This is a genomic window from Amycolatopsis minnesotensis (assembly GCF_039529815.1).
GTDB lineage: Bacteria > Actinomycetota > Actinomycetes > Mycobacteriales > Pseudonocardiaceae > Amycolatopsis > Amycolatopsis minnesotensis.
This window is the reverse complement of sequence record NZ_BAAANN010000018.1, coordinates 142,055-167,066: the sequence shown is the minus strand read 5'-3', so window position 1 is coordinate 167,066 and position 25,012 is coordinate 142,055. Positions and strand designations below refer to the sequence as shown.

The following is a 25,012-nucleotide window of genomic DNA, read 5'->3' as shown; positions in this document are numbered from 1 at the left end:
GGAAACCGGGCGCACGCCCATATTCTGGGAGCGCCGTTGGTCGCAAAAGCGTCCTAACCGGACAGGCTCAGCAGGTGGGCGAAGGCGTGGCGCTCTCCGGTGCGGAGCTCGGCGCCGAGGACGAGGACGAGGACGTGCTCGGCGGCGCGGGGCACTGAGACGAGGAAGGCAGCTCTGGCTTGGATGTCGGCGAACCGGATGAGGAACCGGTGGACGGCTTCGTCGGCGGCTTCGGCCCGACCGGCGGCAACACCGGCCCCACCGGCGGTGCGGGCGGCGGCACCGGAGCGGGAGCCGGGTGCGCGACGGGAGCGGCAGGCGGCGGCACCGGAGCGGCCATCGGCGCGGGGGAACCGGTCACCGGGACCGCGGTCACGCCGTGCGCGTAGGCGTCCGCCCAGAGCAGCACCGTGCGCACGTAGGCATCGGAGTGGTTGTACCGGAACACCGCCTTCGCGCGCTGCCGGGGATCGCTCAGGTCACCGCCACCGGCGCACAGGTAGCGGCCCGCGGCGACGGTCGAGTCGTTGATGTTGTCCGGGTCGTGCACGCCGTCGCCGGTGTACCCGGCCCAGGTGCCGGGGATGAACTGCATCGGGCCGACCGCGCGGTCCCACACCGGGTCGCCGTCGTAGCGGCCGCCGTCGGTGTCGGCGATCGCGGCGAACCCGCCGGAACCGTTGAGCGGCGGGCCGAGGATCGGGGTGAGCGTCCGCCCGGTCCCGTCGACGCGGCCGCCCCGCGCGTGCCCGGATTCGATCCGGCCGATGCTCGCGAGCAAGGGCCACGACAAGCGGCACGACGGCGCGGTCTGTGCCAGCGACCGCTCCGCGCGCTGGTACGCCACCAGCACGGGTGCCGGGATTCCCGCGCCCGACCCGCCAGCGGCCGACGGCGCGCCGAGCGGGACGATCGGGACATCCGCGGACGGCCCCGCCTGCTGGGCGAGCAGCAGCGGGTCGCCCGCGGCGGCGAGCAGGTCCGCCGAGGGCGAGGTCTGGGCGGTCACCGTGCCGTCGGCGCCGTGGACCGGAGCCGGTGGCGCCTGCTGCGCGGCGAGCGCGACCGGAACGGCGGCGGTACCACCGCCGACGAAGGGGATGAGCGCGAGCGAGCCCGCGGCGAGGCAGGCGACCTTGGCGCGCCGGGCCGCGGCGGCTCTTCGGCGGCGGGCTTCGGCGCGGCGTTCCCAGCGGTTCACGATGATTTCCTTGTCGGATAGGGATTTCAGGCCCAGGCGGGCAGGAGGCGCCACAACGCGATGGCCGCGAGCGCGGCGAGGGTCAGCATCGCGGGTGCGGTGAGGACGTAGGTCGACACCAGCCGCCAACGCCGGTAGAGCCAGGTGGCGCCGACGGCCACCGCGGTGAAGCCGCCCAACGCGAGTACGAGCATCGCCCACGCACTGGTGTCGCCGCTGCGGCCGTCCTGCGCGTCGGCCTTGCCGTTCTGTGGTGCCGGGGAGAACGGCTTGCCTTCGAGGGTCGCCGTGACGACGGTGGCGGTCTCGGCGGCCAGCGGCCACCACGAGGTCGACGTGACGAGCGTCAGCCGGTCATCGCCGGTCTTGCCGTAGTCCTCGCCTTCGTCGAGCGGGCGTTCCGCCGTCCCGGTGACCCGGTAGACGGATTTGCCCTGGGTGGTCGCGATGACGATTTCGTTGCCAGGACGCAGTTCCGCGAGCTTGGCGAACGGCGCGCCGTACCCGGAGAAGCGACCGGCGATCGCCGCGTTGCCCGGCTGCCCGAGCCCGGAGGTGCCCGGCACGTGCCCTGGCCCGGACGCGGTCTGCCCCGGCGCCACGCCTTCCAGCACGACCTGGTGCAACGCCAGCGTCGGGAACTCCATGACCGCGACGGGCGTGCCGAACTCGGCTGGCTTCTTCGGCGCGGTGGCGCCGAGGAGGCTTTGCGTCTCGCCGAGCGCGCGGTCGATCTGCCCGCGGACCTCGGTCAGCGCGGCGCGCTGGTCGCTGTTCTGCAGCATCGGCCCCAGCGCGTAGACCACGACGGTGAAGCACACCAGCGAGGTCAGCAGCCAGCCGACCACCACACCCGTAATCCACAGTGGACCGAACCGGGCTTCGGCCGGTTCGGGCTCCGGTGGTTCCTCCGGGGGAAGCTCGTGGATGAGCACATCGGTCCGCTCCTCGTCGGACGCGGCGTGCTTGCCTTCGGTGCGGACGCTCACGCGCCACCGCCCGCGGGTACGAACCGGCCGCCGCGGACGCGGTCACCGATCCTGCCGAACACCCCGCCGAGCCGTCGTACCGTCCTCGCCAGCCACGGCGGCACGGGACGGCCCGCGGCGAGGTACGCGGTCGCCGACGGGAGAATCGTCAGCAGTACCAAGGCAAGCAGGGGAATCAGCGGGCCGAGCACGCCCGAGCCGGGGAACGGCGGGATCGACACGGACGCCGCGAGGTTCTTCGCCGCCTGCACGCTGGCCGGGGTCGGCGCTTGCGCCGGCGCGCCGGTCGCCTGCCCGTTCGCGGCACCGGTGCCCGCACCCGAGGCGGCACTGGGACCGGCGAGGCCGCCGGGTGGCGGCACCGCGCCGCTGTCACCGCCGGGACCGCCCGCGCCCGGCGCCGAGGGCGGGTTCTTCAGCTCTTCCTTTTCCCGGCACGCGTCGGCGACGGATCCGGAGCCGATCTTGGCGAGGCGGTCCTTCGCCACCGCGGCGAGCGACCCCGGCAGAGGGGCGAGCCCTGGCCCGAGCGCGCCCTGGCCGCCGGAGCCGACGGCGGTGCTCACCATCGCCGAAAGTCCTTGCTGTGCGGCGGTTCGCGGTTTGCACGGGCCGTCGACGAGCGGGTTCACCGGCGCCACCGCGTACTCGGCGAAGGTCAGCGGGTACGCGCCCCTGTCCGTTCCGGTGGAGCCCGGCCGCAGCGTGCCGTCACCCGCGTCCACCAGGTGCGCCGCGCCCGCCGCCAACGACGCGGGGGTCGGCGCGACGTACTCCCCCGACGCGTTGGGCAAGGACACCGGCGTCCAGCCGAACTCGGTCGCGGTCGCCAGATCGGTCAGCACGTAGCCCGCGCACGGCAGGTTCTCCGGGCACAGGCCCTGCGACAGGCCGTCGAGCTGCTCGCGCAGATCGCTCCTGGTCGCCGCCGTGTTGATGTTCACCTGCGCGCCCATTCCCGCGTTGAGCTGCAGGTAGCTGGTGACCCTGCCGACCGGCACCGGCTGTTCTTCGCCTGGCTGGAACTGCCAGTGCCCCGACGCGCTCGTGGTCAGCAGATCGCTCAGGAACAGCGGGCCGGTGTCGGGTCCGGCGAGCCCGCTCAGGCCGAATTCGTTGACCAGCCGGAGATTCGGCCGCATCGCGGCAAGCACCGGGTTGCGGTTCACCAGCGCGGATTCGTCGGCCATCACCGCGCCCTCGCTGTACCCGTCCATCCGCGTCCGCTTGGAAACGAGGTCCGCGAGATCGTCGAGGCTGAACTTGAAGGACTCCCTGATCGGGCCGACGAACGGCATCCCGGAGTCGTCGGCCCCCGCGTCCTGCCTGCCGACCGAGGCCAGCACCACGGCGTTCAGCGCCGTCGGCACGAACACCCGGTCGCGCCGTTTGTCCGCGCTGAGCGCCGTGCCGCTGCCGGTGAAGGCCAGATCGCGCTCGCCCTTGTCGAAACCGGCGAGCACTTCGCCTTCGCGGCTCGCGAGTGACTGCACCACGCTCGGCGCGCTCCGGGGGGAGCACAGCAGCGAGTTCCACGACGACGCCGACTTCGCCATCCGCTCCGGCAGCGCGGTGGTGACCGCCGCACCCGCCACCGGATCCTGGCACCCTGGCGGCAGGCCGGTGTTTTCACCGGGGGCCACCACCAAGCTCCCGTCCAGCGTGACCTCCGCCGGCCTATCGGCGTTCCGCACGATGATCTTCAACCAGATCGCGCACGGGTTCGCCTCGTCGCACCGGTACGAGTACTTCTTCGGGTTCGGCACGTGCACGACGTTGCCGTGCTCGTCGACGTAGACGTCCCGGTAGTCCGGGTCGTCCACGATGTACCCCGCCTCGGTTTCGCCCCGCGTCACCGGGTAGTCGATGTCGACGGTGTGCGTGGCACCGTTCCTCGGCTGCCCGCCGGTGATCGGCAGGCTGCGGGACAGGCTCTGCGCCCCCGGCACCGGGCGGCAGTACATGCCGAACCTGGCCTCCGGCCTCCGGTCGCGGATCAGGTTGTCGCGGAGGTTCTTCGGGCACAGCGCGGCTTCCACGCTCGCACCCGCGGGCAGCCCCGCGACGCTGAGCTTGACCACGTCGCCGTCGCGCACCTTCGACAGATCGCCGGGCTGGGTGCTGATCGTGTAGGACGGCGCGGCCTGCGCCGTGTGCACCCCGGCCAGCCACACCGTGCCCAACAGCGCGCACAGCACGACCAAAAACACCCGCTTCGCGGCGGATCTCCCCACAGGACTTCTCCCTCGGAACCAGGATCGAACGCGAGCACCGGCGGACGCGGCCGGTGAGCGTGGCACCCACGGTCGGCCATCGCGGCGGCGAAGGTCAACGAAGAACCGGCCGTTCGACGGTGGATTCACCACCGCCCCGTCGGGCGTTCACCGTCCGCACACCTACGGCCGCCCGTCCACTCGCATACTTTCGGTGGCCGTCGGGGGCGAGGCCCTTTTGCTCCTGCCGAAAACTCTCCGATCCCAACCGAAGGACGACCTGCCGTGACCATCACGACGGCCCGCGCGGGGGAACCGCCACCGGCCAGAAGGCCGATCGACGACGCACCGTCCCGTGTGGACAAGGTGTTCCGGCGGGTGACCACCGGCGGCGGGATCACCGTGCTCGTGCTGCTGGTGGTGATCGGGTTCTTCCTGACGCTCCAGTCCGCACCGGCGCTGCGCTACGCCGGGTTCGGCTTCTTCAGCACGGTGGAGTTCAACACCACCGCGGACTCCCCGGTGTTCGGCGTGCTCGGCATGCTGACCGGCACCATCACCGTCGCGCTGATCGCGGTGTTCATCGCGGTGCCGATCAGCGTGCTCGCCGCGCTGTTCATCACCGACTACGCGGGAACCCGGTTGCGCGGCTTGCTGACCGGCCTGGTCGACCTGCTCGCCGCGATCCCGAGCCTGCTCTACGGCCTGTGGGGGTTCAGCTTCCTCGCGCCGCAGGTGGAACCGGTGACGGCGTGGCTGAGCCGGAACTTCTCGTGGATCCCGCTGTTCGCCACCAAGGAGAACGCGACGCTCACGCAGTCGATGTTCGTCGCCGGGCTGGTGGTGTCGCTGATGGTCCTGCCGATCACCACCTCCATCATCCGCGAGGTGTTCGCGCAGACGCCGCCGGGGGAAAAGGAAGCGGCGCTGGCACTCGGCGGAACCCGCTGGGGCATGGTGCGGTCCGTGGTGCTGCCGTTCGGCCGCGGCGGGATCGTCGGCGGAGCGATGCTCGGGCTCGGCCGCGCGCTCGGTGAGACCATCGCGGTTTCGCTGCTGCTGCCGCAGCTCCCGTCGATCGTCACGCACGTGCTGGAAAGCGGCGGCGCCACCATTTCCGGCTTCATCGCGCACAACGCGGGCATCTCCGGGCTCGGCCTCAACGCGATGATGGCCGCCGGCCTGGTGCTGTTCCTGTTCACCCTCGCGACGAATTTCTCCGCGTCGATCATCATCTCCCGGAGCCGGTCCGGGGCTGGAGTGGATGCCTGATGGCGACCTTGCTCGACAAGCCGGTCGCACCGGCTCGCCGCGTACCGAAAGCCAAGCGCCGCACCGCGGTGAGCACCCCGGAGGACCGGCTGGTGACGCTTGGCTGCGCCGCGTCGGCGAGCCTGCTGACCTGGTTCGTGCTGCACCTGCTGCTCGACTCCCCCGGCTGGCTCGCCGATCTCGTCGTGGCCTACGCGATCTTCCTCGGCATGCTGTACCTCGTCTTCCGCGACCGGCTCGGCAAGCTGGCCGCGATGGACCGGCTGGTCACCACGATCGTGTTCACCGGTGCGCTCGGGCTGCTGTTGCCGTTGCTGTTCCTGCTCGTCTACATCGTGGTCAAGGGCGCGCCGCACCTCCGGCTGGACTTCTTCGTCGAGGACCAGTCCGCGGTGTCCCCCGTCGACCCGTCGACCGAGGGCGGCGGGCTGCACGCGATCATCGGCACGCTCGAACAGACCGCGATGGCACTGCTGTTCGTCGTCCCGCTCGGCCTGCTCACCGCGATCTTCCTGAACGAGACCCGGTCGCGCCTTCGCAAGCCGGTGCGGGTCTTCGTCGACGCGATGAGCGGCCTACCGTCCATTGTGGCCGGTCTGTTCGTGTACGCCGCGCTGATCATCCCCGGCGCCGTGCGGGGATCGTCCTTCTTCAACTACAGCGGGTTCATGGCGTGCATCGCGCTCACGGTCGTCATGCTGCCGACCGTCACGCGCACGGTCGACGTCGTGCTCCGGCTCGTCCCGGACGGACTACGCGAAGCCTCCCTCGCACTGGGGGCGAGCAGGGCGAGGACGGTGTGGTCGGTGGTGCTGCCCACCGCACGGACCGGGGTGACCACGGCGATCATCCTCGGCATCGCCCGCGTGGTCGGGGAAACCGCACCGCTGCTGTTCACCGCCGCCGGGTCGACGCTGCTGAACCTGAACCCGTTCGCCGGGCAGCAGGAAGCGCTCCCGCTGTTCGTCTACCGGTACGTGCAGACCTCGGTGGAGGCACAGCGCGAACGCGGGTACGTCGGCGCGCTGGTGCTGATCATCATCATCTTCGTGCTGTTCGCGGTCGCCAGGATCGTCGGGCGCAACCGCACCGCGCGCAAGCCCCGCAGGACCAGGACCAGGGAGAGTTCGTGAGCGACACGACGGAAATGTCCACAGTGGACGCGGTCGACGGGATCGACTACCTCGACGCCGAGTACGCCGACGGCCCCGCCGCCAGCACGCGCGAGGTGCGCCTGATCGGCGGCCCGCCGGTCGGTGCCGCGACACTCGAATCGCGTGACGTCGGTGCCTGGTTCGGCGACCGGCTGGTGCTCGACGCCGTCTCCCTGCTGATGCCAGCCCGCGAGGTCACCGCCCTGATCGGGCCGTCCGGCTGCGGGAAGTCGACCTTCCTGCGGATCCTCAACCGGATGCACGAGCTGGTGCCCACCGCGAGCCTCGCCGGGGAGGTGCTGCTCGACGGGCAGGACATCTACGCGGACGGCACGCGCGCGCAGCAGGTGCGCCTGCGGGTCGGCATGGTCTTCCAGAAACCGAACCCGTTCCCCGCGATGTCCATCAAGGACAACGTGCTCGCCGGGCTGAAGCTCGCGGGCCTCAAGTGCGACGACAAGGACGCGCTCGTCGAGCAGAGCCTCGAACGGGCGGGGCTCTGGCGCGAGGTCCGCGACCGGCTGAACGCTCCCGGCGGCGCGCTTTCCGGCGGCCAGCAGCAGCGGTTGTGCATCGCGCGGTCGCTCGCGGTGCGGCCGAACGTGCTGCTGATGGACGAGCCGTGCTCGGCGCTCGACCCGACCTCCACCCGCCGCGTCGAGCAGACCATCGCGGAGATCGGGCACGAGGTCACCGTCGTGATCGTGACGCACAACATGCAGCAGGCCCAGCGGGTTTCCGATCACTGCGCGTTCTTCCTCGCCGCGGAGAACGAACCTGGCCGGGTCATCGAGCACGGGCCGACGGAGAAGATCTTCGCCGAGCCCGACGACCCGCGCACCTACGACTACGTCAACGGCCGCTTCGGCTGAGCAGGGGAATCCGATGAGACGTTCCGCCTTCACCGCGCTGGTGTGCGCCGGGCTGGTGCTCGCGAGCCAGGTGCTGTTCGCCCCGGCCGCGGCGGCGGTCACCAGCGTGTTCGGCTTCGGGTCCAGCTACGTCGGCCCCGCGATGGACGACTGGAAGGGCGCGGCGAAGACCAAGGGCCTCCCGGTCGACTACACGCCGACGAACTCACCGGACGGCATCGGCAGGTACGGCCTGCGAACGGCCGACTTCGGCGGTACGGAAGCCGAGGTCAGCTCGCTGGAGGCGGCGGGCGTCGGTGGCCAGCCCACGCGCGAACGCGGGTTCCAGTACGTGCCGGACGTGGCCGGTGCCACCGCCGTGATGTACAACGTGTCCGACGCCTCCGGCCGCCACGTCGACTACCTGCACCTCAACGCGGGCACCATCGGCCGGATCTTCAGCGGTGACATCACCCGCTGGTCGGATCCGGCGATCACCGCGACCAACGGCGGGAAGCCGTTGCCGGACCAGCCGATCAGGCTCGTGGTGCGCAGCGGGAACTCCGGTACCACGGCGCTGTTCTACGACTACATCGCGCACGCGGCACCCGGCCCGTACGCGACGTTCATGCAGCGGTCCGGGATGGGCAAGTTCCTCCCCGACACCCGCCCCATCAACCTGGAGGGCGCCGGGATCGCGGGTTACAACATGCAGTTCCTGGCGAACTCGTCGCAGATCGCCGAGTTCATCGGCGGCCAGCAGTGGACGATCGGCTACGACGAATTCGCCTACGCCAAGCTGTACGGCGTGCAGAGCGTCTGGGTGCAGAACGCCTCCGGGAACTGGGTGCAGCCCTACGCGGAGAACATCGCGGCCGCGCTGCGGGGCGCGCACCTGCGCCCGGACCTGAGCCAGGAGCTGAGCGGGGTCTACGCCAACGGGGATCCGAAGACGTACCCGATTTCGGCGTACTCCTACGTGATGGCGCCGTGCAATCCCGCGCCCGACCGCGACACCTGCCGATCCGGGTATACCGAACAGGGCAAGACCGAGACGATGTCCGGGTTCCTCGACCACATCGCCTGCCAGGGCCAGCTCAACATGGCGGCCATCGGGTTCTCACCGCTGCCGCCGAACCTGTCGCAGGAGATGATGAACTCGGTCTCGAGGCTGACGGGGCAGCCGCCGAAACAGCTCAACGCGGGCAACTGCGCGAACCCGACGTTCCACGGCGGCCTCGGCGCGGGCTCGTCGAGCCCGCCGGACCCGTTCATCGCGCTCGGCGGGGTCGACAAGCTGACCAAGGGCGGCAACGGCGGGGAATCCAAAAAGGACACGACCGGCGGGCCGGCGGCCTCCTCGTCGTCGCAGAACGCCGGGGTCGCGACGGCGAGCGCGACCGGCGATAACGACGAGGACCTCGCCAACGGCGGTTCGAAGGACTGGCGCGCGGCCGAACCCGCCGCCTACGACAGCGGCGGGTTCGGCGGCTTCGGCGCGTGGGCGGCGCTCGTGCTGTTCGTCGCGATCATCACACCGCTGGTGGTCAGGGGAATCGCGCGCAGGGTCAGCCGCCGCTGACCACCAGCACGAGCTTGCCGCGGCCGTGCCCGGTTTCGATCTCCCGGTGCGCGGCCGCGGCCTCGGCGAGCGGGAACGTCCGTCGAATGTGGACAGCCACCTTCCCCGCCGCGTAGAGCGCGGCGATCTCGCCGAGCCTTGCCGCGGTGCGGATCGCCGGTGCGGTCTGGATGCCGAGTCCGGCGGCCTTGCCGTGTTCGACGAGCGTGACGATGCGGTTCCGGTCCTGCACCAGTTCGAGCGACGCGTCGAGCGCGGCACCCCCGGCGCCGTCCAGCGCGGCGTCGATCCCCTCCGGTGCGGCCTCCCGCAGCCGGTCGAGCAGCCCGACGCCGTAGACGACCGGTGTCGCGCCGAGGCCCCGCAAGTACTCCTGGTTCGCCTCGCTCGCCGTGCCGATCACGTTGGCGCCGCGCAGTTTCGCGAGCTGGACGGCGAACGTGCCGACCGAACCCGCCGCCGCGTGCACGACGAGCGTGTCCCCGGCGCCGACGGCCAGCGCGTCCAGCGAGTTGTACGCGGTCTGCGCGCCCGCGGTGAACCCGCCCGCGACCTCCCACGGCATTTCCGCGGGTTTCGGGGTCACGTGGTCCGCGGAGACCACGATGTACTCGGCGCAGGCGTTCAGGACGGTGAAGCCGAGCACCTCGTCGCCGATCCCGCTCGTCGTGACGCCGCCGCCGACCTGGTCGATGACACCGGCGAACTCGTTGCCGGGAATCCGAGGCCAGGTCAGCGTCGCCATCGGCGGCTCCCAGCCCGCCCGGAACGCGGCGTCGAACGGTTGCACGCCCGCGGCCATGACCCTGACCCGCACCTGCCCCTCGCCGGCCCGCGGTTCGTCGACCTCGGTCAGGACGAGGTTCTCCGGCGGCCCTGGCGTGGTGAACGCCGCTGCCTTCATGATCGCTTCCTCCAACGGTTCTCGGGTGCTGCCACCAGGTTCACACCTCCACCGCGCTGGAGGTCAAGGACTGGACCTCGACCTGGGTCGATGGTGAACAGTGGGTCCATGACTGTCGACATCGGACTGTTCCTGCCCTATCTCGGTGACGCCACGAGCAAGCAGAACCTCGCCGAGGCCGCGCGGTTCGCCGAGGAAACCGGCCTCGACACCCTGTGGACCGGCGACAACCTGTCGATGGGCTCGACCCCGATCATCGACGCGACCCTCGCGCTGGCGACCGCCGCCGCGGTGACCGAGCGGATCGAACTCGGCCTCGGCGTGCTGCTGCCCGCGCTGCGGGGTGCCGAATGGGCCGCGAAGCAGATCGGCGGGCTCCAGCACCTGAGCGGCAACCGGCTGCTGCTCGGCGTCGGACTCGGCGGTGGCGACGAGTTCAAGGCGCTCGGCATCACCGATCGCGGCCGTCGCACCGACGAGTTCCTGGAAGCCTTGCCGTCGTTGCTGTCCGGTGAAGCACCGCTGAAGCTCGCCCCCGCCGTCCCGGTGCCGCCGGTGTGGATCGGCGGCAGCTCGACGGCCGCGCTGCGCCGCACGGCGAGGTTCGGCGACGGCTGGCTCGCCGACTGGATCACCCCCGGCGAACTGCGCGTGCACGGGGAAACGCTGCGCGAACTGGCCGCCGAACACGGACGCCCCGCCCCCGCGCTCGCCGCCGTGGTGACCGGTGAAGTGCTGTCGGGCCAGGATTCCCGCGAGGACGCGCTGCACCGCTTCGCCGACCTGTTCGGCTTCCGCCCCGCCGACATCCGCGACCAGTTCGTCACCGGCTCCACCGCACAGGTCGCCGAAAAGCTCGCCGAGTTCGCCGAAGCGGGCGCCGGGAAGATCGCGTTCATCTCCGGCGGCGACTGGCGCGCCACCTGCGCGAACCTGGGTGAAATACGCGCGCTGCTGACCTGACGCGCTGTTAAGGTGCCTGGCGTGGAGATCCGGGAGTTCACCGACGCCGACTGGCCGCAGGTGTGGCCGATCGTGCACGAGGTCGTGCAGGCACGGGACACCTACACCTACGACCCGGACCTGTCGGCCGACGACGGCCGCGAAATCTGGATCGAGAGCCCGCCGGGCCTGACCGTGGTCGCCGTCGACGGCGACCACGTGCTCGGAACCGCGAAGATGGGCCCGAACCGGCCCGGCCCCGGCTCGCACGTGTCGACCGCGAGCTTCATGGTCGCCGCCGACGCCCGAGGCCGCGGCATCGGCAGCGCGCTGTGCGCCTACGCCCTCGACTGGGCCCGCTCCCGCGGCTACGCCGGGATGCAGTTCAACGCGGTCACCGAATCGAACACCGGCGCCGTGAAGGTCTACGAGCGCCTCGGTTTCCGGATCGTCGGCACCGTGCCCGGCGCGTTCGAGCACCCGGCACTGGGCAGGGTCGGCCTGCACGTCATGTACTGCCCGTTCTAGCCCGCGCCGCGGCGACGAACTCGGCCACGATCGGGTCGTGCTCGCCGGGGTTCCACGCGAGGTCGATGCGCAACGGTTCGACGTCGTGCAGCAGGACCCAGCGGATGTCCGGGCGCGAGTAGTAGGTGGTCATGCTCGCCGGGCTGATCGCGGCTCCCGCGCCGGACGCCACGTTCTCGAGTTGTTCTTCGACATTGCGGTTTTCGGCGCCGCAGACGGGATGGCTGCCGTCGGGGCGCGGGTTGACCGCCCACCACGAGACCCAGGTGGGCGGGGCATGCCTGGTCCAGGTCAGCGGCACGTCCTTGATGTCCATTATGGACAGCGAGGTTCGGGTGGCGAGCGGGTGCGCCGCGGGCAGCCCGAGGTAGCGTTCCTCGGTGGTGAGCGGCAGGCTTCGCAGCCCGTGGAGGTCCTGCGGCTGCCACACCACCGCGATGTCGATCTCGTGCGCGCGCAGCGCCTCGACCTCCTGGCCCCAGTCGTAGCGCAGCGGAACCACCGTCACGCCGCGGTGGTCGCGCTGGAAGGCGGCCCGGATCTCGGTGAGCAGCGCCCCGGCCCCCGATGCCTGGAACCCGAGCCGCAGCGTCCCGGCCTTCCCCGTGCGGTGCTTGCCGACCGCGGCGTGCGCCCGGTCGACGGCGAGCAGCACCTTGCGCGCCTCGGCCAGCAGATCGGCCCCCGCCGGGGTGAGGTCGACCCCGCGCGCGTGCCTGTCGAGCAGGCGCACGCCGAGGCGGGTCTCCAGCTTCTTGATCGCGTGGCTGAGCGAGGGCTGGCTGATGTAGAGCGCCTCGGCCGCGCGCCCGAAATGGCGTTCGCGGCACACGGCGACGAAGTAGCGCAGTTCCCGGATCTCCACCCCGTCGACGATAGACGCCGTCTATCGCGTCGTGCACCGGAAGTCTTGGACGGCGCGGGGCGGTCACGACGACGGTGGTGGCATCCGGACGATCTCGAAGGAGCGCTCCTTGACCACCACCCGTCGCCACGAAACCCCGGCGCGCCAGTGGCTCGCGCTGACCGTGCTCGCGTCGGCCATCGGGCTCGACGTGATGGGCCTCGCCGTCGTAAACACCGCGTTGCCCGTGGTCGGCACCGATCTCGGCATGGGCCAGGGCGCGCTGCCGTGGGTGATGACCCTGTACGCGGTCGCGTTCGCCGGGGTCCTGCTGCCCGGCGGCAGGCTGGCCGACGTGCTCGGCAGGCGCCGCGTGTTCGTCGCGGGAACCGCGCTCTACGCGGCGGGTTCGGCGGCCGCCGCAATGGCTCCGACCGGGACGCTGCTGCTGGTCGCGCGCCTGCTCCAGGGCATGGGCGCCGCGGTGTGCGGCCCGCCCGCGCTGGCGCTCATCCCCGAGGTGTTCCCCGACCCGGCGCGGCGGACGAAGGCCATGAGCGTGTACACCGCCGTCGGCGCGGGCAGTTTCGGCGGCGGCCTCGTCCTCGGCGGCGTGCTCACCGAGCTGGCCGGGTGGCGCAGCGTGTTCGCGGTGCTGGCCGCGGTGGCACTGCTGGTGACCGCGGTGGCACCGGTACTCCTGCCTCCGGCGGTGCCGTCGGAACGGCAGAGCATGGACCTGCCCGGCGGTCTCCTGGTTTCGACCGGCCTGATCGCGCTCGTGCTCGGCGTCAGTGCCGGCCCGGTCCTCGTCGTGACCGGGCTGGTGCTGCTCGCCGGGTTCGTCGTGCGGGAGAAGACGGCCCGTCAGCCGTTGCTGCCGATCAGCATCCTCGCCGGCGCGCCGGTCCGGGCGGCCACCGCGGCCGGTCTGGTGTTCTTCACCGCGCTCAACGGCCTGTTGTACTTCGCGCCGCTCTACCTGCAGAACGTGCTGTCCTACAGCCCGATGGCGTCGGGCCTCGCGATCGTGCCGATGAGCGTGACGGTGGTTCTCAGCGCCCGCACCGCCGCCGCGCTGCTGCCCAGGATCGGCATGCGCTGGCTGCTCACCGGCGGCCTGCTGCTCATGGCGGGCGGCGTGGCGACCTGGCTCATGATCGGCACCGGCACGGGTTACTGGACCGGCCTGCTGCCCGGCATCGTGCTCATGTCCGTCGGCCAGGGTTTCGTGTTCACCACCATGACGGTCGCGTCGCTGACCGGCGTTGCCCCCGAGCGCCACGGCGTGGCAGGCGCGTTCAACATCACCGCGCAACAGATCGGCGCCGGTCTCGGCGTCGCCGTGGTCACCGCGATCGCCACGGCGGCCACCGCCCCCGGCGTCACCGGCAGCATCACCGGTTACCACGCGGGCATCGGCGCCGCCGCCACCGCGGCCCTCCTCGGCGCGATCGCCACCGCCTGCACGCTCCGGCGCCGCGCAGACGATCACTGAGCCTCGCAGGCCATGAAGGTCATCTTCAGGGATTCACGCACGCTCACCGGGACCCACCAGTGCGACAAAAGCGCGAAGGAATGTCGGGTGCGGCACGAGGAGCAGAACGCCGCGGCCGCTCGCCGGTCCGGCGGGACCCAATCCTGGAAAAAGCCTGCCCCCGACCGGTAGCACCGATCAGGGGCAGGCCCGGTAAGAACACGGCTACATGTTGATCATGTGACCGGCGAGCCCGTGGATGGCTTCCTTCACGGCCTCTCCCAGCGTCGGATGCGCGTGGACGTTCCGGGAGACCTCGTTCACGGTGAGATCCCACTGCTGCGCCAGGGTCAGCTGCGGCAGGAGTTCCGTCACGTCGGGGCCGATCAGGTGCGCGCCGAGCAGTTCGCCGTACTTGGCGTCGCTGAGGATCTTGACGAAACCGCCCGCGTCGGCGAGGCCGTGGGCCTTTCCGTTGGCGGAGAACGGGAACTTGGCGACCTGGACGTCGTAGCCCTTCTCGCGCGCCTGCTCCTCGGTCCAGCCGAAGCTCGCGATCTGCGGCTGGCAGTAGGTGGCTCGCGGGATCATCGGGAAGTCGAGTTCCACCGTCTCCGCGCCGCCGATCGTCTCGGCCGCGACGACGCCCATCGATTCGGCGGCGTGGGCGAGCATCAGCTTCGCCGTCACGTCACCGATCGCGAAGATGTGCGGCACGTTCGTGCGCCCGCGGCCGTCGATCGCGATCGCGCCGCGCTCGGTCAGCTCGACGCCGGTGTTCTCCAGGCCGTAGCCCTCGACGCGAGGCTGGAAACCGATGGCCTGCAGCACCTTGTCGGCCTCCAGCACCTGCTGCTCGCCGTCCTTCGACACGGTCACCAGCACCTGCGGGCCGGAGTCGTCGATCGAGTCGACGCGGGTCGAGGTGAGCACCTCGATGCCGAGCTTGCGGTAGCGCCGCGCCAGTTCCTTCGAGACCTCCGGGTCCTCCAGCGGGACCATCCGGTCGAGGAACTCGACGATGGTGACCTGCACGCCGTAGTTGTGCAGCACGTACGCGAACTCGACGCCGATCGCGCCGGCACCCGCGATGACGATGCTGCCGGGCAGCTCGCTCGCCAGGATCTGCTCTTCGTAGGTGACCACGCGCTCGCTGCGCTGGGTGCCGGGCAGGAGCTTGGTGGTGGCACCCGTCGCGATGACGCAGTTGCCGAAGGTGATCGTCTCGTCGTTCACGCGGAGGGTGTTCGCGTCGACGAAGGTGCCGTGCCCGGAGTACTCGGTGATCTTGTTCTTCTTCATCAGGAAGTGCACGCCCTTGATGCGCCCGTCGGCGACCGAGCGGCTGCGCTCGTAGGCGGCGCGGTAGTCGAAGCGGACCGAGCCGTCGATCTCCATGCCGAACGTCTTCGCCTCGTTGGTGACGAGGTGGGCGATTTCGGCATTGCGCAGCAGCGCCTTCGAGGGGATGCACCCGACGTTCAGGCAGACGCCTCCCCAGTACTTTTCCTCTACCACGGCGGCCGAGAGGCCGAGCTGCGAAGCCCGGATCGCCGCGACATACCCGCCGACTCCGGCGCCCAGGACGACAACGTCGTAGTGTGCACTCATACCCGCAGCCTATGCCTCTACCGGGTGACGGGCGGCGCCTCCCCACGCGCTTCGCCCAGCAGGGTGGTCACGGCTTCCATGATCCTCGCGGTCGCCTCGTAGAGCACTTCCTTCGTCAACGGCAGCGCCGCGAGATCCCGCAGGTCGACGGGCGGGCCCGCGATCAGGTCGACGGTTTTCACCGGCAGCAGCCTCGGCAGCCGCGCGCCGGCGGGCAGCACCCGGTGCGTGCCCCAGTTCGCCACCGGGATCACCGGCGCGCCCGTCTCCAGCGCCACTCGCGCGGCGCCCGTCTTCCCCCGCATCGGCCACCCGTCCGGGTGATCGGTGAAGGTGCCCTCGGGGAAGATCGCCACGCATTCGCCCGCGTTGACGGCGGCGACGGCGTCGCGATAGGCCTCACCCGCGGTCACGGCCCCGCGGTGCACGGCGATGTGCCGCCCCGACCGCACGATCGAGCCCACCAGCGGCACCTTCCACAGGCTCGCCTTCGCCAGGTACCTCGGCACCCGCCCGTGCCCGAGCACGAACGACGTGAGGGTGGCCGGATCGGCGAACGACAGGTGGTTGCTCACCACGACCGCGCCGCCGGAGGCAGGCACGTGCTCGCCTCCGCGCACCCGGTACCGGGTGAACAGCACGAGCAGTGGCCAGATCGTGTTGATCGCGAGCGCGTACCAGAACCCGCGCCCCGTTCGGGGGAAGCGGCGCCCGAAGGCGCCCATCCCCCGCAGGCTCAGCGGGGCAGGGGCCCGCCCGGACGGATCGAGCGCGATCCAGCGCGGCGTCTTCCGGCGAAGTAGGAGCACACCGGGTATTCGACACCGAGCCGCACCCGGTTCGGGCAGGCACCCCGGAAAAACCCCGGGGACTACTGCCGTTCGAGCACGACGACGGGAATCTCCCGGTCGGTCTTCTTCTGGTAGTCGTCGTAGTCCGGCCACACGGCGGCCATCTTCTCCCACAGCTTCGCGCGCTCATCGCCGGAGGCCGTGCGGGCGCGCGCCGTGAACTTGTCGGCCTTGACCTGCACCTTGACCTCGGGGTCCTCCTGGAGGTTGAGGTACCAGCCGGGGTGCGCGGGAGCACCGCCCTTCGACGCCACGATCACGTGGTCGCCGTCCACCTCCTGGTAGATCAGCGCGAACTTGCGGTCCTGCCCGGTCTTGCGGCCCTTGGTGGTCAGCACCAGGATCGGCGCGCCCTTCTCCCAGTCGTGGCCGACCTCACCGTTGGTCTCCTCGTACCGGCGAACGTGTTCGTCACCGAACAGCATGCGGTTGCTCCTTTTCGTAGCGGTCAACCAACGCTAACGACGGTGCCCCGCTCCCGCATTCCACGGCACACCCCGGGGTGGCGACAGCAGGTCAGCACCCGGTCAAAACCAGCACTTCGACGCGCCGCCGCTCGCACTAAGCCCGTAGCCCCAGCTCGGCGACCGCGGTGCCGTCCGTGCCGTCGGTGCCGTTGACCTGGAACTCGCCAGTGGCAGAACATGTCGTAGACGATCCCGCCGCCTTCCGAGCGATCACCGCGGCCGGAACGCGCGCCGGACCGTTTCGGCGAGTGCCTGGCGCCGCCGCGCGTGGTCGGCTTCCGGGTCGTCGTTCGAGACCGGGCGGAACAGGCTGACCGGTGACCAGGTGAGCGCCATCGTGCTGACCATGGCGAGCACGTCCGCCGGATCGAACGCCGGGTCGATGTGCCCGTCGCGCTGAGCGGTGGCGACGGCTTCGAGCTTCGCCGTGGACTGCTCCGCCCGGTCGCGGACCAGGGGGCCGGCGGGGGTCCGTTCCAGCCGCGCCCAGGTGGCAAGGCGCACCAGTTCGGGATGGACCAGGCAGGCGTCGTAGAGGCCGACGGCATACCCCGGGAGATCGTCCGCGGTGATCGGCACGGCGTTGACGATCGCGTCGGCGTGCTCCTGGAACACGGCGTCGAACAGGCCGTCCTTGTCGCCGAAGAAGCCGTAGAGCTGGGCCTTGTTCGCCTTGGCGTTCGCCGAGATCCGATCGACCCTGGCACCGGCGATGCCGTAGGCGGCGAACTCCGCGGTGGCCGCGTCCAGCAGGCGGCGGCGGGTCGCTTGTCCATCTCTCACCACCCGACTGTAACAAACTAGTTTGTTTGCCAAGCCGGGGTCGCAGGGCTACGCTCGCGAACGAAGAAACAAACTAGTTTGTTACCTTGAAGGGACGGGCATCGATGAAGGTCCACGCGTTCGCGGCCGACGAGGCGGGCGGAAGCCTGCGCCCCTACGAGTACGAAACGGCCCCGCTCGGCCCGAACGAGGTCGACGTGCGCGTGACGCACTGCGGGATCTGCCACACCGACCTCGGCATGATCGACGACGAGTGGGGGTTCGCCCGGTTCCCCGTCGTCGCCGGGCACGAAGTCGTCGGGATCGTGGAAGCCGCAGGAGACGCGGTGGACCAGAGCCTGCTGCCGATCGGGCTGCGGGTCGGCGTCGGCGGCACGGCCGGGTCCTGCTTCCGCTGCGAGTGGTGCCTGAGCGGACGGCAGAACCTGTGCCCCCACAAGGACGACACGGTCCTGCGCGGCGATCGCGGCGGATTCGCCAGCCACGTGCGCGCCAGCGACTGGCGCCACGTCCACCCCATTCCCGACGAGATCCCGTCCGCGCAGGCGGCGCCACTGCTGTGCGCGGGTACGACGGTTTTCCCGCCGCTGCTGGCACACGGGGTGCGGCCGATCGACCGGGTCGCGGTCGTCGGCATCGGCGGCCTCGGCCACCTCGCCATCCAGTTCCTCGCGAAGTGGGGGTGCGAGGTGACCGCCATTTCGACCACGCCTGCCAAGGAAGCCGACGCCCGCCGCTTCGGCGCGACGGACTTCATCGGCGAGCCGGGCGCGAACTCCTTCGACTTCATCCTCTCCACGGTCTCGGCCGATCTGCACTGGGACGACTACCTCGCCGCGCTGCGACCGCAGGGCAAACTCTGCATCGTCGGAGTCCCCGCGAGCCCGATCACCGCCGGCGCGCTGAACCTGCTGCCCGGCGAGAAGACGGTGGTCGGCGGGATCACCGGGTCGCCGGTCACGACGAGGCAGATGCTCGACTTCGCCGCCAGGCACCACATCCGGCCCGCCGTCGAGGCGGTCCCCTCGGCCGATATCGACCACGCGCTCGACCGGGTCCGCCGCGGCGAAGCGCGGTACCGCGTGGTGCTGGAACTCTGAGGTCACGGGCTGGCGGTCCAGGCAGGAAACCGCGACCCGGCAGCGGCCCGCGGTGCGGGCCGGGATCGTGCCGGTGGATCCCCCGGAGGTGACCTTCTTGCGGTCCGCCCGCCCGGCTGGTTGGCTGCGGTTCCGGGTAGCGAACCGACTACCGGCCGCACACGGGGGAGGCAGCGATGGCGGATCCGCGGCCGGACGGCGACCACGACGAGAACGGCGTCCGGAGCGTGCTGCGCGCGATCGACCTGCTCGGGCTGTTCACCGAGGACCGGCGTGCCTGGACCGTACGGGAGCTGACCAGCGCCAGCGGGCTGCCGAAGACCACGGTGATCCGGCTCGTCGCGACGTGCGAGCAACGCGGGATGCTGTGGTCCGGCAAGGACGGCATGATCACGGTCGGGCCCGGCCTCCTGCGCTGGGCGAGGCTCGCCCACACCGCGTGGGATCTGCCCCAGCCGGTGCTGGAGGCGATGGCGGCCCTGTCCACGCGGTGCGGCGAGACCGTCAACCTCTACGTCCGCAGCACCGTGCACCGCGTGTGCGTCGCCCAGCACGAAGGACCGCGGACCATCCGGCACGTGGTGCCGGTCGGCGACGAGCTCCCGTTGTGGTCCGGCGCGGCGAGCAAGGTGCTGCTCACCGGGGCCGAGGACGAGTTCCTCCGCCGCGTCTCCGCGACCTCGCCCCACGGCGAGGACCTCGTCGGCCAGCTGTCCCGGCAGGCGCGGCAGGCCGGTGAAGACGGGTACTCGGTGAGCCACGGCGAACGCGAGGTCGGCGCGTCGAGCGTGGCGGCGGCGGTGACGGACCGGGAGGGCAAGGTCGTCGCCGCGCTCGCCCTCGCCGGCCCCACCACGCGGTTCACCGGTGAGCGCGTCCGCGACTTCGTGGACGCCACGGTGAACGCGGCACGCCGGGTGTCCTCGATCGGCCTCGCCCCGGCGTCAACCAGCGAGCCGCACTGACAGCGCCGCCTCGCGCGAACCCCGTAGCGCGATCGCCGCGCAGAACCCGGCCAGCGACAGTTCCGGCACCGCGCAGACGAGCGCGAGCGCGAGATCGCCACCCGCCTGCGCGGTGAGCACGTCGAACCACGCGTCCATCACGGCGAGCGCGGCGACCGCGGACGCGCTCAGCACGGCGCGCGGATCTCCCCTGCCGTCGAGCACGGCCGTGACCGCGCAGCCCAGCGCGATCATCAGGTCGAGCCCGATCCACACCGCCTGCCAGTGCCGCACGACCGTGGTGGCGGGCAGGGTCTGCTGCAGCACCACCGCCCACGGCACCATCGCCGCGGCCACGCCGCCGAGCACGCGCGGTACCCACTTGCGCGCGATGGTCCCCCGAGGGCCCAGGCGCGTACGCCGGGCCACTGCCAGTACTGCCATGTCTCCTCCTGTGTGTCCCCTGCCGGCCACGATAGAGTTGCAGAACTTTTTCTGCAAACTTTTTTGTGCAGAACTTTCTCGGTCGATGGGGTACCGTGCTGGCCATGGCGAAGACCCCGCCCCGCAAGGTGACCAGTGACGGCAAAGCGCTCAAGGCGCTCGCGAACCCGCGGCGCGCGCGGATCCTGCAGGAGCTGGGAAAGCACGGGCAGGCGAACTCCACCACCGTCGCCGAGTCGCTCGGCGAGAACACCGGCACCACGAGCTACCACCTGCGCGTGCTGGCCGAAGCCGGGATCATCGAGGAGATGCCGGAACGCGCGACCGGCCGCGAACGCTGGTACCGGACCGTGCCGACCGATCGCAGGGCACCCGAGTACGACTCACTGTCCGAAGAGGACAAAGCGGCCTACGACGCGTGGGCAAGGCTGCGGATGCCCGGCGAAATCGCGCTCTTCCAGCGGCTGGTGCAGGAGTACAACCAGCACGGCGGCTGGGTGCAGGTGTCGCGCGGCTACGACCACTACACGCTCGACGAGGTCAAGGCGCTGAACGAGGACTACATCGAGTTGCTCAACAAGTACGGCAGCCCGAAGGAGGACGCTCCCCCGGACGCGAGGCCGGTCTACACGCGCTTCTTCACGTTCCCGGACACCGAAGCCGAGTCCGGCTGATACTTCTTCTCGCCTTGGCCCATGTCCTGAAGCTGCCGTTCAGGGCATCTGGATCCCCACGGTGACAGTGCTGATGCGCGCGCGTTGGTTCCGGCGCGATGGGTCGCGGAAACCGCGGAGCCAGCCGCCGGGGACTTGGTCCCTGAAGGACGCCTTCGCGGCGTCAGATTCCCTCGAGGCCCCCTTCAGGGCATGGGCAACGGCGCGGTCAGCGGCGGCGTTTGCGGCCTGCGGCGGCGAGGCGTTCGGCCCGGCCGGCGAGGATGTCCCACGCCGGGAACACCACGGCGGCGAGCACCGCGAGCATGCCGACGTAGCGGCCGAAGCCGCCGTTGATCGAGACGCCCGCGACCCGGAACAGGTCGCGTTGCTGGTCGCCGAACTGCAGCTCGATCAGCGACCAGCCCAGCACCGCGAGCAGCAGCGACACCGCGGCGCCGACGAGCCAAAGCTGGGGCAGGCCGGCGGTGCGCGCCCGCGAGGACTGTCCGAACGCGACCATCACCGCGCCGACGAGCAGCAGCAGGATCGGCGGGCACCACGAGAAGAAGTCCGAGTGCCACGCGGTGCGAACGACATCGGAATGCGCCTGTGCGGCCAAGGCGTCGTCGAGTTCCATGGTGTCCGCGGTCAGCACGGTCCACGGCAGGAACGTCGAGGCGAGCGCGAGCAGCCCGGCCGCGAGGCCGGACCACTCACGCCACCCGACTCGGTGGAACGACCAGCCCACTCAGGAACCGACCCGCTCGATGATCAGCTCGCGCACGCGCTTGGCGTCCGCCTGGCCCTTCGTGGCCTTCATGACCGCGCCGACGATCGCACCCGCGGCCTGCACCTTGCCACCGCGGATCTTGTCCGCGATGTCCGGCTGCGACGCCAGCGCCTCGTCCACGGCGGCGAGCAGCGCGGAGTCGTCGGAAACGACCTTCAGCCCGCGCTTCTCCACGACCTCGGCCGGCTCGCCCTCGCCGTCCAGCACGCCGCGGACGACCTCGCGGGCGAGCTTGTTGGTCAGCTCGCCGGAGGTGACCAGCTCGATCACCTTCGCCACCTGCACCGGCGTGATCGCGAGCCCGGCGAGATCGACCTCGCGGGTGTTCGCCTCCTGTGCGAGGAAGTTCACCCACCAGCCGCGCGCGTCCGACGGCTTCGCACCGGCGTCCACAGTGGACGCCACCAGCTCGACGGCGCCCGCGTTGAACAGGTCGCGCAGCTCCTCGTCGCTCAGCTCCCACTCGCGCTGGATGCGCTTGCGGCGCTCGGTGGGGTCCTCCGGCAGCGTCTTGCGCAGCTCCTCGACCCACTCCCGCGACGGCGCGACCGGCACCAGGTCGGGTTCGGGGAAGTACCGGTAGTCCTCCGCGGTCTCCTTGGCGCGCCCGGCCGAGGTGGTGCCGTCGGACTCCTGGAAGTGCCGCGTCTCCAGCTTGACGGTGCCACCGCCGGCGAGCAGCGCGCCCTGGCGCGACATCTCGTACCGCACCGCGCGCTCGACGCTGCGCAGCGAGTTGACGTTCTTCGTCTCGGTGCGGGTGCCGAACTCGGTCGCGTCCTTCGCCATGAGCGACACGTTCGCGTCGCAGCGCAGCGACCCCTGGTCCATCCGGACGTCCGACACGTCGAGCGCGGCCATCAGTGCCCGCAGCGTCGTCACGTACGCGCGGGCGACCTCCGCCGCGCGCGCGCCGGTGCCGACGATCGGCTTCGTGACGATCTCGATCAGCGGCACGCCGGCGCGGTTGTAGTCGAGCAGCGAGTAGTCCGCGCCGTGGATCCGGCCCGTCGCGCCGCCCATGTGCAGCGACTTGCCGGTGTCCTCCTCCATGTGCGCGCGCTCGATCTCGACCCGCACGACCTCGCCGTCGTCCAGCGTGACGTCGAGGTGGCCGTCGAACGCGATCGGCTCGTCGTACTGCGAGGTCTGGAAGTTCTTCGGCTGGTCGGGGTAGAAGTAGTTCTTCCGCGCGAACCGGCACCACCCCGCGATCTCGCAGTTCAGCGCCAGCCCGATGCGGATCGCCGACTCGACCCCCTTGCCGTTGACCACCGGCAGCGAGCCGGGCAGCCCGAGGCAGGTCGGGCAGACCTGGGTGTTCGGCTCGCCGCCGAACGTCGTCGGGCAGCCGCAGAACATCTTGGTGTCGGTGTTCAGCTCGACGTGCACCTCGAGCCCGAGCACCGGGTCGTAGCGCTCGATGACCTCGTCGTAGTCCATCAGTTCGGCCAAGGCGGTCACTTGTTCCCTCCGAGCTCGGGCACCTGGTGCACCAGCGAACCACCGGCGGCGGCGTCGCGCGCCACCTCGTACGCCGCGCCGACCCGGTAGAGCCGGTCGTCGGCGAGCGACGGCGCCATGATCTGCAGGCCGACCGGGAGACCGTCCTCATCGGACAGTCCACTCGGGACGCTCATGGCGGCGTTGCCCGCCAGGTTCGACGGGATGGTGCACAGGTCGGCGAGGTACATCGCCATCGGGTCGTCCACCCGCTCGCCGATCTTGAACGCGGTGGTGGGCGTGGTCGGCGACACCAGCACGTCGACCTTCTCGAAGGCCGAATCGAAATCGCGCGAGATCAGCGTGCGCACCTTCTGCGCGGAGCCGTAGTAGGCGTCGTAGTAGCCGGACGACAGCGCGTAGGTGCCGAGCATGATGCGGCGCTTCACCTCGGCGCCGAAGCCCTTTTCCCTGGTCAGCGACATGACCTCTTCGGCGCTGTGCGTGCCGTCGTCACCGGCGCGCAGGCCGTAGCGCATCGCGTCGAACCGGGCGAGGTTCGACGAGCACTCGCTCGGCGCGATCAGGTAGTAGGCGGGCAGCGCGTAGGTGAAGTGCGGGCACGACACCTCGACGACCTCGGCGCCGAGCGCGCGCAACTGCTCCACCGCGGCCTCGAACGAGCGCAGCACACCGGACTGGTAGCCGTCGCCGCCGAACTCCTTCACCACGCCGACGCGCACGCCGGACAGGTCACCGGACAGGCCCTGGCGGGCGGCGGCGACCACCGGCGGCACCGGCGCGTCGATCGAGGTCGAGTCGAACGGGTCGTGACCGCCGATCACCTCGTGCAGCAGCGCGGCGTCGAGCACCGTGCGCGCGCACGGACCGGCCTGGTCGAGCGAGGACGAGAACGCGACGAGCCCGTACCGGGAGACGCCGCCGTAGGTCGGCTTCACCCCGACGGTGCCGGTCACCGCGCCGGGCTGCCGGATCGAGCCGCCGGTGTCGGTGCCGATCGCGAGCGGCGCTTCGAACGCGGCGATCGAGGCCGACGAGCCGCCGCCGGACCCGCCGGGGATCCGCGCGTGGTCCCACGGGTTGTGCGTCGGGCCGTACGCGGAGTTCTCGGTGGACGAGCCCATCGCGAACTCGTCCATGTTCGTCTTGCCGAGGATGACGACCCCGGCCTCGCGCAGCTTGCGCGTCACGGTGGCGTCGTAGGGAGGGAGCCAGCCTTCGAGCGTCTTCGACCCGACCGTGGTCGGGATGCCCTTGGTGGTCAGCACGTCCTTCAGCGCGAGCGGCACGCCGGCGAGCGGCGAAGCCAGCTCACGGCCCTCCGCCACGTCGCCGTCGACCGCGCGGGCGGCTTCGAGCGCGCCCTCGGTGTCGACGTGCAGGAAGGCGTGGATGTGGTCGTCGACGGCGGCGATGCGGTCCAGGTGCGCCTGCGTCACCTCGACCGAGGACACCTCGCGGGTGCGGATCTTCTCCGCCAGCTCGGCGGCGGTCAGCTTCGTCAGCTCGGTCACGTCACTCCTCCCCCAGGATCCGCGGCACCCGGAACCGGCCCTCTTCGGCCGCGGGCGCGCCGGAGAGCGCCTGCTCCTGGGACAGCCCCGGCCGCACGACGTCCTCGCGGAACACGTTGGTCAGCGGCACGGCGTGCGAGGTCGGCGGGATGTCGTCCGCCGCGACCTCGCTGACCTTGGCCACCGAGTCCAGGATCTGGTCGAGCTGGCCTGCGAAGACGTCCAGCTCGTCGTCGGTGACGGCCAGCCTGGCCAGCTTGGCGAGGTGTGCGACCTCGTCGCGGGAAATATTGGTCACGCGGGTGGCTCCCCGGGGGTGTGTGCAAACGCTTCTCAAGGCGCCAAGTCTATGGCGGCGGCCGACCACGTCTCGACTGGGTTACGGCTCGCGGAGATCCCGCCAGACGGACGGGCGATCCGGTTGGCTCTCG

24 protein-coding genes are annotated in these 25,012 nt (G+C 70.9%); 10 read left to right on the top strand and 14 right to left on the bottom strand.

The genetic code is table 11. The features are described from left to right. Positions 1-67: 67 nt before the first annotated feature. From ABD256_RS23290 to ABD256_RS23280, 3 genes are all read right to left on the bottom strand, one after another. Entirely contained in the window at positions 68-1,201 is a 1,134-nt protein-coding gene (locus ABD256_RS23290) for a lytic transglycosylase domain-containing protein (protein ID WP_344422532.1), read from the bottom strand. A gap of 26 nt (positions 1,202-1,227) precedes the next feature. Next, a complete protein-coding gene (locus ABD256_RS23285) occupies positions 1,228-2,067 on the bottom strand; it encodes a sortase (RefSeq protein ID WP_344422578.1) in 840 nt (279 codons plus the stop codon). 119 nt (positions 2,068-2,186) lie between these two features. Continuing rightward, positions 2,187-4,424 carry a hypothetical protein gene (locus ABD256_RS23280; protein ID WP_344422529.1) on the bottom strand — a complete coding sequence of 746 codons (2,238 nt, stop codon included), beginning with the start codon at positions 4,422-4,424 and terminating at the stop codon, positions 2,187-2,189. 264 nt (positions 4,425-4,688) lie between these two features. Between ABD256_RS23280 and pstC the strand changes: the two genes are divergently transcribed. The 4 genes from pstC to ABD256_RS23260 all read left to right on the top strand — a co-directional run bounded on the left by pstC (position 4,689) and on the right by ABD256_RS23260 (position 9,262). Next, positions 4,689-5,675: a phosphate ABC transporter permease subunit PstC gene (pstC, locus tag ABD256_RS23275; protein ID WP_344422526.1), complete on the top strand. Its 987-nt coding sequence runs from the start codon at positions 4,689-4,691 to the stop codon at positions 5,673-5,675. Then, positions 5,675-6,808, top strand: coding sequence for a phosphate ABC transporter permease PstA (pstA, locus tag ABD256_RS23270; protein ID WP_344422523.1), 1,134 nt, complete (start codon positions 5,675-5,677; stop codon positions 6,806-6,808). The genes pstC and pstA overlap by 1 nt, the downstream gene beginning before the upstream one ends. A gap of 101 nt (positions 6,809-6,909) precedes the next feature. Then, positions 6,910-7,701: a phosphate ABC transporter ATP-binding protein gene (locus tag ABD256_RS23265; protein ID WP_425546503.1), complete on the top strand. Its 792-nt coding sequence runs from the start codon at positions 6,910-6,912 to the stop codon at positions 7,699-7,701. Between the two features lie 13 nt (positions 7,702-7,714). After that, the gene (locus ABD256_RS23260; protein WP_344422518.1) at positions 7,715-9,262 is read left to right on the top strand and encodes a substrate-binding domain-containing protein; all 1,548 of its coding nucleotides are present in this window, start codon (positions 7,715-7,717) and stop codon (positions 9,260-9,262) included. Here the strand turns inward: ABD256_RS23260 and ABD256_RS23255 are convergent. Next, positions 9,249-10,166 (bottom strand): NADP-dependent oxidoreductase, encoded by a 918-nt coding sequence (locus ABD256_RS23255; protein ID WP_344422515.1) that lies wholly within the window; start codon positions 10,164-10,166, stop codon positions 9,249-9,251. The genes ABD256_RS23260 and ABD256_RS23255 overlap by 14 nt on opposite strands. A 108-nt stretch (positions 10,167-10,274) precedes the next feature. Between ABD256_RS23255 and ABD256_RS23250 the strand changes: the two genes are divergently transcribed. Then, positions 10,275-11,129 carry an LLM class flavin-dependent oxidoreductase gene (locus ABD256_RS23250; protein ID WP_344422512.1) on the top strand — a complete coding sequence of 285 codons (855 nt, stop codon included), beginning with the start codon at positions 10,275-10,277 and terminating at the stop codon, positions 11,127-11,129. Between the two features lie 21 nt (positions 11,130-11,150). After that, positions 11,151-11,636 (top strand): GNAT family N-acetyltransferase, encoded by a 486-nt coding sequence (locus ABD256_RS23245; protein WP_344422509.1) that lies wholly within the window; start codon positions 11,151-11,153, stop codon positions 11,634-11,636. Here the strand turns inward: ABD256_RS23245 and ABD256_RS23240 are convergent. Continuing rightward, complete coding sequence (locus tag ABD256_RS23240) at positions 11,617-12,501, bottom strand: LysR family transcriptional regulator (protein ID WP_344422506.1); 885 nt, start codon at positions 12,499-12,501, stop codon at positions 11,617-11,619. The genes ABD256_RS23245 and ABD256_RS23240 overlap by 20 nt on opposite strands. 109 nt (positions 12,502-12,610) lie before the next feature. Here ABD256_RS23240 and ABD256_RS23235 point away from each other — a divergent pair, with 109 nt between their 5' ends. Beyond that, a complete protein-coding gene (locus tag ABD256_RS23235) occupies positions 12,611-13,978 on the top strand; it encodes an MFS transporter (protein ID WP_344422503.1) in 1,368 nt (455 codons plus the stop codon). Between the two features lie 204 nt (positions 13,979-14,182). Here the strand turns inward: ABD256_RS23235 and lpdA are convergent, their stop codons facing one another. The 4 genes from lpdA to ABD256_RS23215 form a co-directional block, all read right to left on the bottom strand. After that, entirely contained in the window at positions 14,183-15,568 is a 1,386-nt protein-coding gene (gene lpdA / locus ABD256_RS23230; protein WP_344422500.1) for a dihydrolipoyl dehydrogenase, read from the bottom strand. A gap of 17 nt (positions 15,569-15,585) precedes the next feature. Continuing rightward, a complete protein-coding gene (locus ABD256_RS23225; protein ID WP_425546499.1) occupies positions 15,586-16,377 on the bottom strand; it encodes a lysophospholipid acyltransferase family protein in 792 nt (263 codons plus the stop codon). Positions 16,378-16,439: 62 nt separating this feature from the next. Beyond that, positions 16,440-16,844 (bottom strand): nitroreductase family deazaflavin-dependent oxidoreductase, encoded by a 405-nt coding sequence (locus ABD256_RS23220; protein ID WP_344422497.1) that lies wholly within the window; start codon positions 16,842-16,844, stop codon positions 16,440-16,442. Between the two features lie 252 nt (positions 16,845-17,096). Continuing rightward, the gene (locus ABD256_RS23215; protein ID WP_344422494.1) at positions 17,097-17,669 is read right to left on the bottom strand and encodes a TetR family transcriptional regulator; all 573 of its coding nucleotides are present in this window, start codon (positions 17,667-17,669) and stop codon (positions 17,097-17,099) included. Between the two features lie 104 nt (positions 17,670-17,773). On the opposite strand from ABD256_RS23215, the gene ABD256_RS23210 reads away from it, so the two are divergent. After that, the gene (locus tag ABD256_RS23210; protein WP_344422491.1) at positions 17,774-18,769 is read left to right on the top strand and encodes an NAD(P)-dependent alcohol dehydrogenase; all 996 of its coding nucleotides are present in this window, start codon (positions 17,774-17,776) and stop codon (positions 18,767-18,769) included. 176 nt (positions 18,770-18,945) lie between these two features. After that, positions 18,946-19,734: an IclR family transcriptional regulator gene (locus ABD256_RS23205; protein WP_344422488.1), complete on the top strand. Its 789-nt coding sequence runs from the start codon at positions 18,946-18,948 to the stop codon at positions 19,732-19,734. On the opposite strand, the gene ABD256_RS23200 is transcribed toward ABD256_RS23205, so the two are convergent. Further along, positions 19,714-20,157, bottom strand: coding sequence for a hypothetical protein (locus ABD256_RS23200; protein ID WP_344422485.1), 444 nt, complete (start codon positions 20,155-20,157; stop codon positions 19,714-19,716). The two genes, ABD256_RS23205 and ABD256_RS23200, sit on opposite strands and share 21 nt — an antisense overlap. A gap of 104 nt (positions 20,158-20,261) precedes the next feature. On the opposite strand from ABD256_RS23200, the gene ABD256_RS23195 reads away from it, so the two are divergent. Beyond that, a complete protein-coding gene (locus ABD256_RS23195) occupies positions 20,262-20,831 on the top strand; it encodes an ArsR/SmtB family transcription factor (protein WP_344422482.1) in 570 nt (189 codons plus the stop codon). A 208-nt stretch (positions 20,832-21,039) separates the two neighbouring features. On the opposite strand, the gene ABD256_RS23190 is transcribed toward ABD256_RS23195, so the two are convergent. Genes ABD256_RS23190 through gatC form a run of 4 tightly spaced genes read right to left on the bottom strand, consistent with a single transcriptional unit; the run spans position 21,040 to position 24,879 of the window. Beyond that, positions 21,040-21,561 (bottom strand): hypothetical protein, encoded by a 522-nt coding sequence (locus ABD256_RS23190; protein WP_344422479.1) that lies wholly within the window; start codon positions 21,559-21,561, stop codon positions 21,040-21,042. After that, entirely contained in the window at positions 21,562-23,067 is a 1,506-nt protein-coding gene (gatB, locus tag ABD256_RS23185) for an Asp-tRNA(Asn)/Glu-tRNA(Gln) amidotransferase subunit GatB (protein ID WP_344422476.1), read from the bottom strand. After that, positions 23,064-24,581: an Asp-tRNA(Asn)/Glu-tRNA(Gln) amidotransferase subunit GatA gene (gene gatA, locus ABD256_RS23180; RefSeq protein ID WP_344422473.1), complete on the bottom strand. Its 1,518-nt coding sequence runs from the start codon at positions 24,579-24,581 to the stop codon at positions 23,064-23,066. The genes gatB and gatA overlap by 4 nt, the downstream gene beginning before the upstream one ends. A gap of 1 nt (position 24,582) precedes the next feature. Next, the gene (gene gatC / locus ABD256_RS23175) at positions 24,583-24,879 is read right to left on the bottom strand and encodes an Asp-tRNA(Asn)/Glu-tRNA(Gln) amidotransferase subunit GatC (protein WP_215542874.1); all 297 of its coding nucleotides are present in this window, start codon (positions 24,877-24,879) and stop codon (positions 24,583-24,585) included. Between the last annotated feature and the right edge of the window lie 133 nt (positions 24,880-25,012).

Bases quoted from the DNA above. Each gene is read 5' to 3' on its own strand.
- pstA (WP_344422523.1), top strand. From the start codon at position 5,675: ATGGCGACCTTGCTCGACAAGCCGGTCGCACCGGCTCGCCGCGTACCG.
- ABD256_RS23260 (WP_344422518.1), top strand. From the start codon at position 7,715: ATGAGACGTTCCGCCTTCACCGCGCTGGTGTGCGCCGGGCTGGTGCTC.
- ABD256_RS23255 (WP_344422515.1), bottom strand. From the start codon at position 10,166: ATGAAGGCAGCGGCGTTCACCACGCCAGGGCCGCCGGAGAACCTCGTC.
- ABD256_RS23250 (WP_344422512.1), top strand. From the start codon at position 10,275: ATGACTGTCGACATCGGACTGTTCCTGCCCTATCTCGGTGACGCCACG.
- lpdA (WP_344422500.1), bottom strand. From the start codon at position 15,568: ATGAGTGCACACTACGACGTTGTCGTCCTGGGCGCCGGAGTCGGCGGG.
- ABD256_RS23220 (WP_344422497.1), bottom strand. From the start codon at position 16,844: ATGCTGTTCGGTGACGAACACGTTCGCCGGTACGAGGAGACCAACGGT.
- ABD256_RS23210 (WP_344422491.1), top strand. From the start codon at position 17,774: ATGAAGGTCCACGCGTTCGCGGCCGACGAGGCGGGCGGAAGCCTGCGC.
- ABD256_RS23205 (WP_344422488.1), top strand. From the start codon at position 18,946: ATGGCGGATCCGCGGCCGGACGGCGACCACGACGAGAACGGCGTCCGG.
- ABD256_RS23200 (WP_344422485.1), bottom strand. From the start codon at position 20,157: ATGGCAGTACTGGCAGTGGCCCGGCGTACGCGCCTGGGCCCTCGGGGG.
- ABD256_RS23195 (WP_344422482.1), top strand. From the start codon at position 20,262: ATGGCGAAGACCCCGCCCCGCAAGGTGACCAGTGACGGCAAAGCGCTC.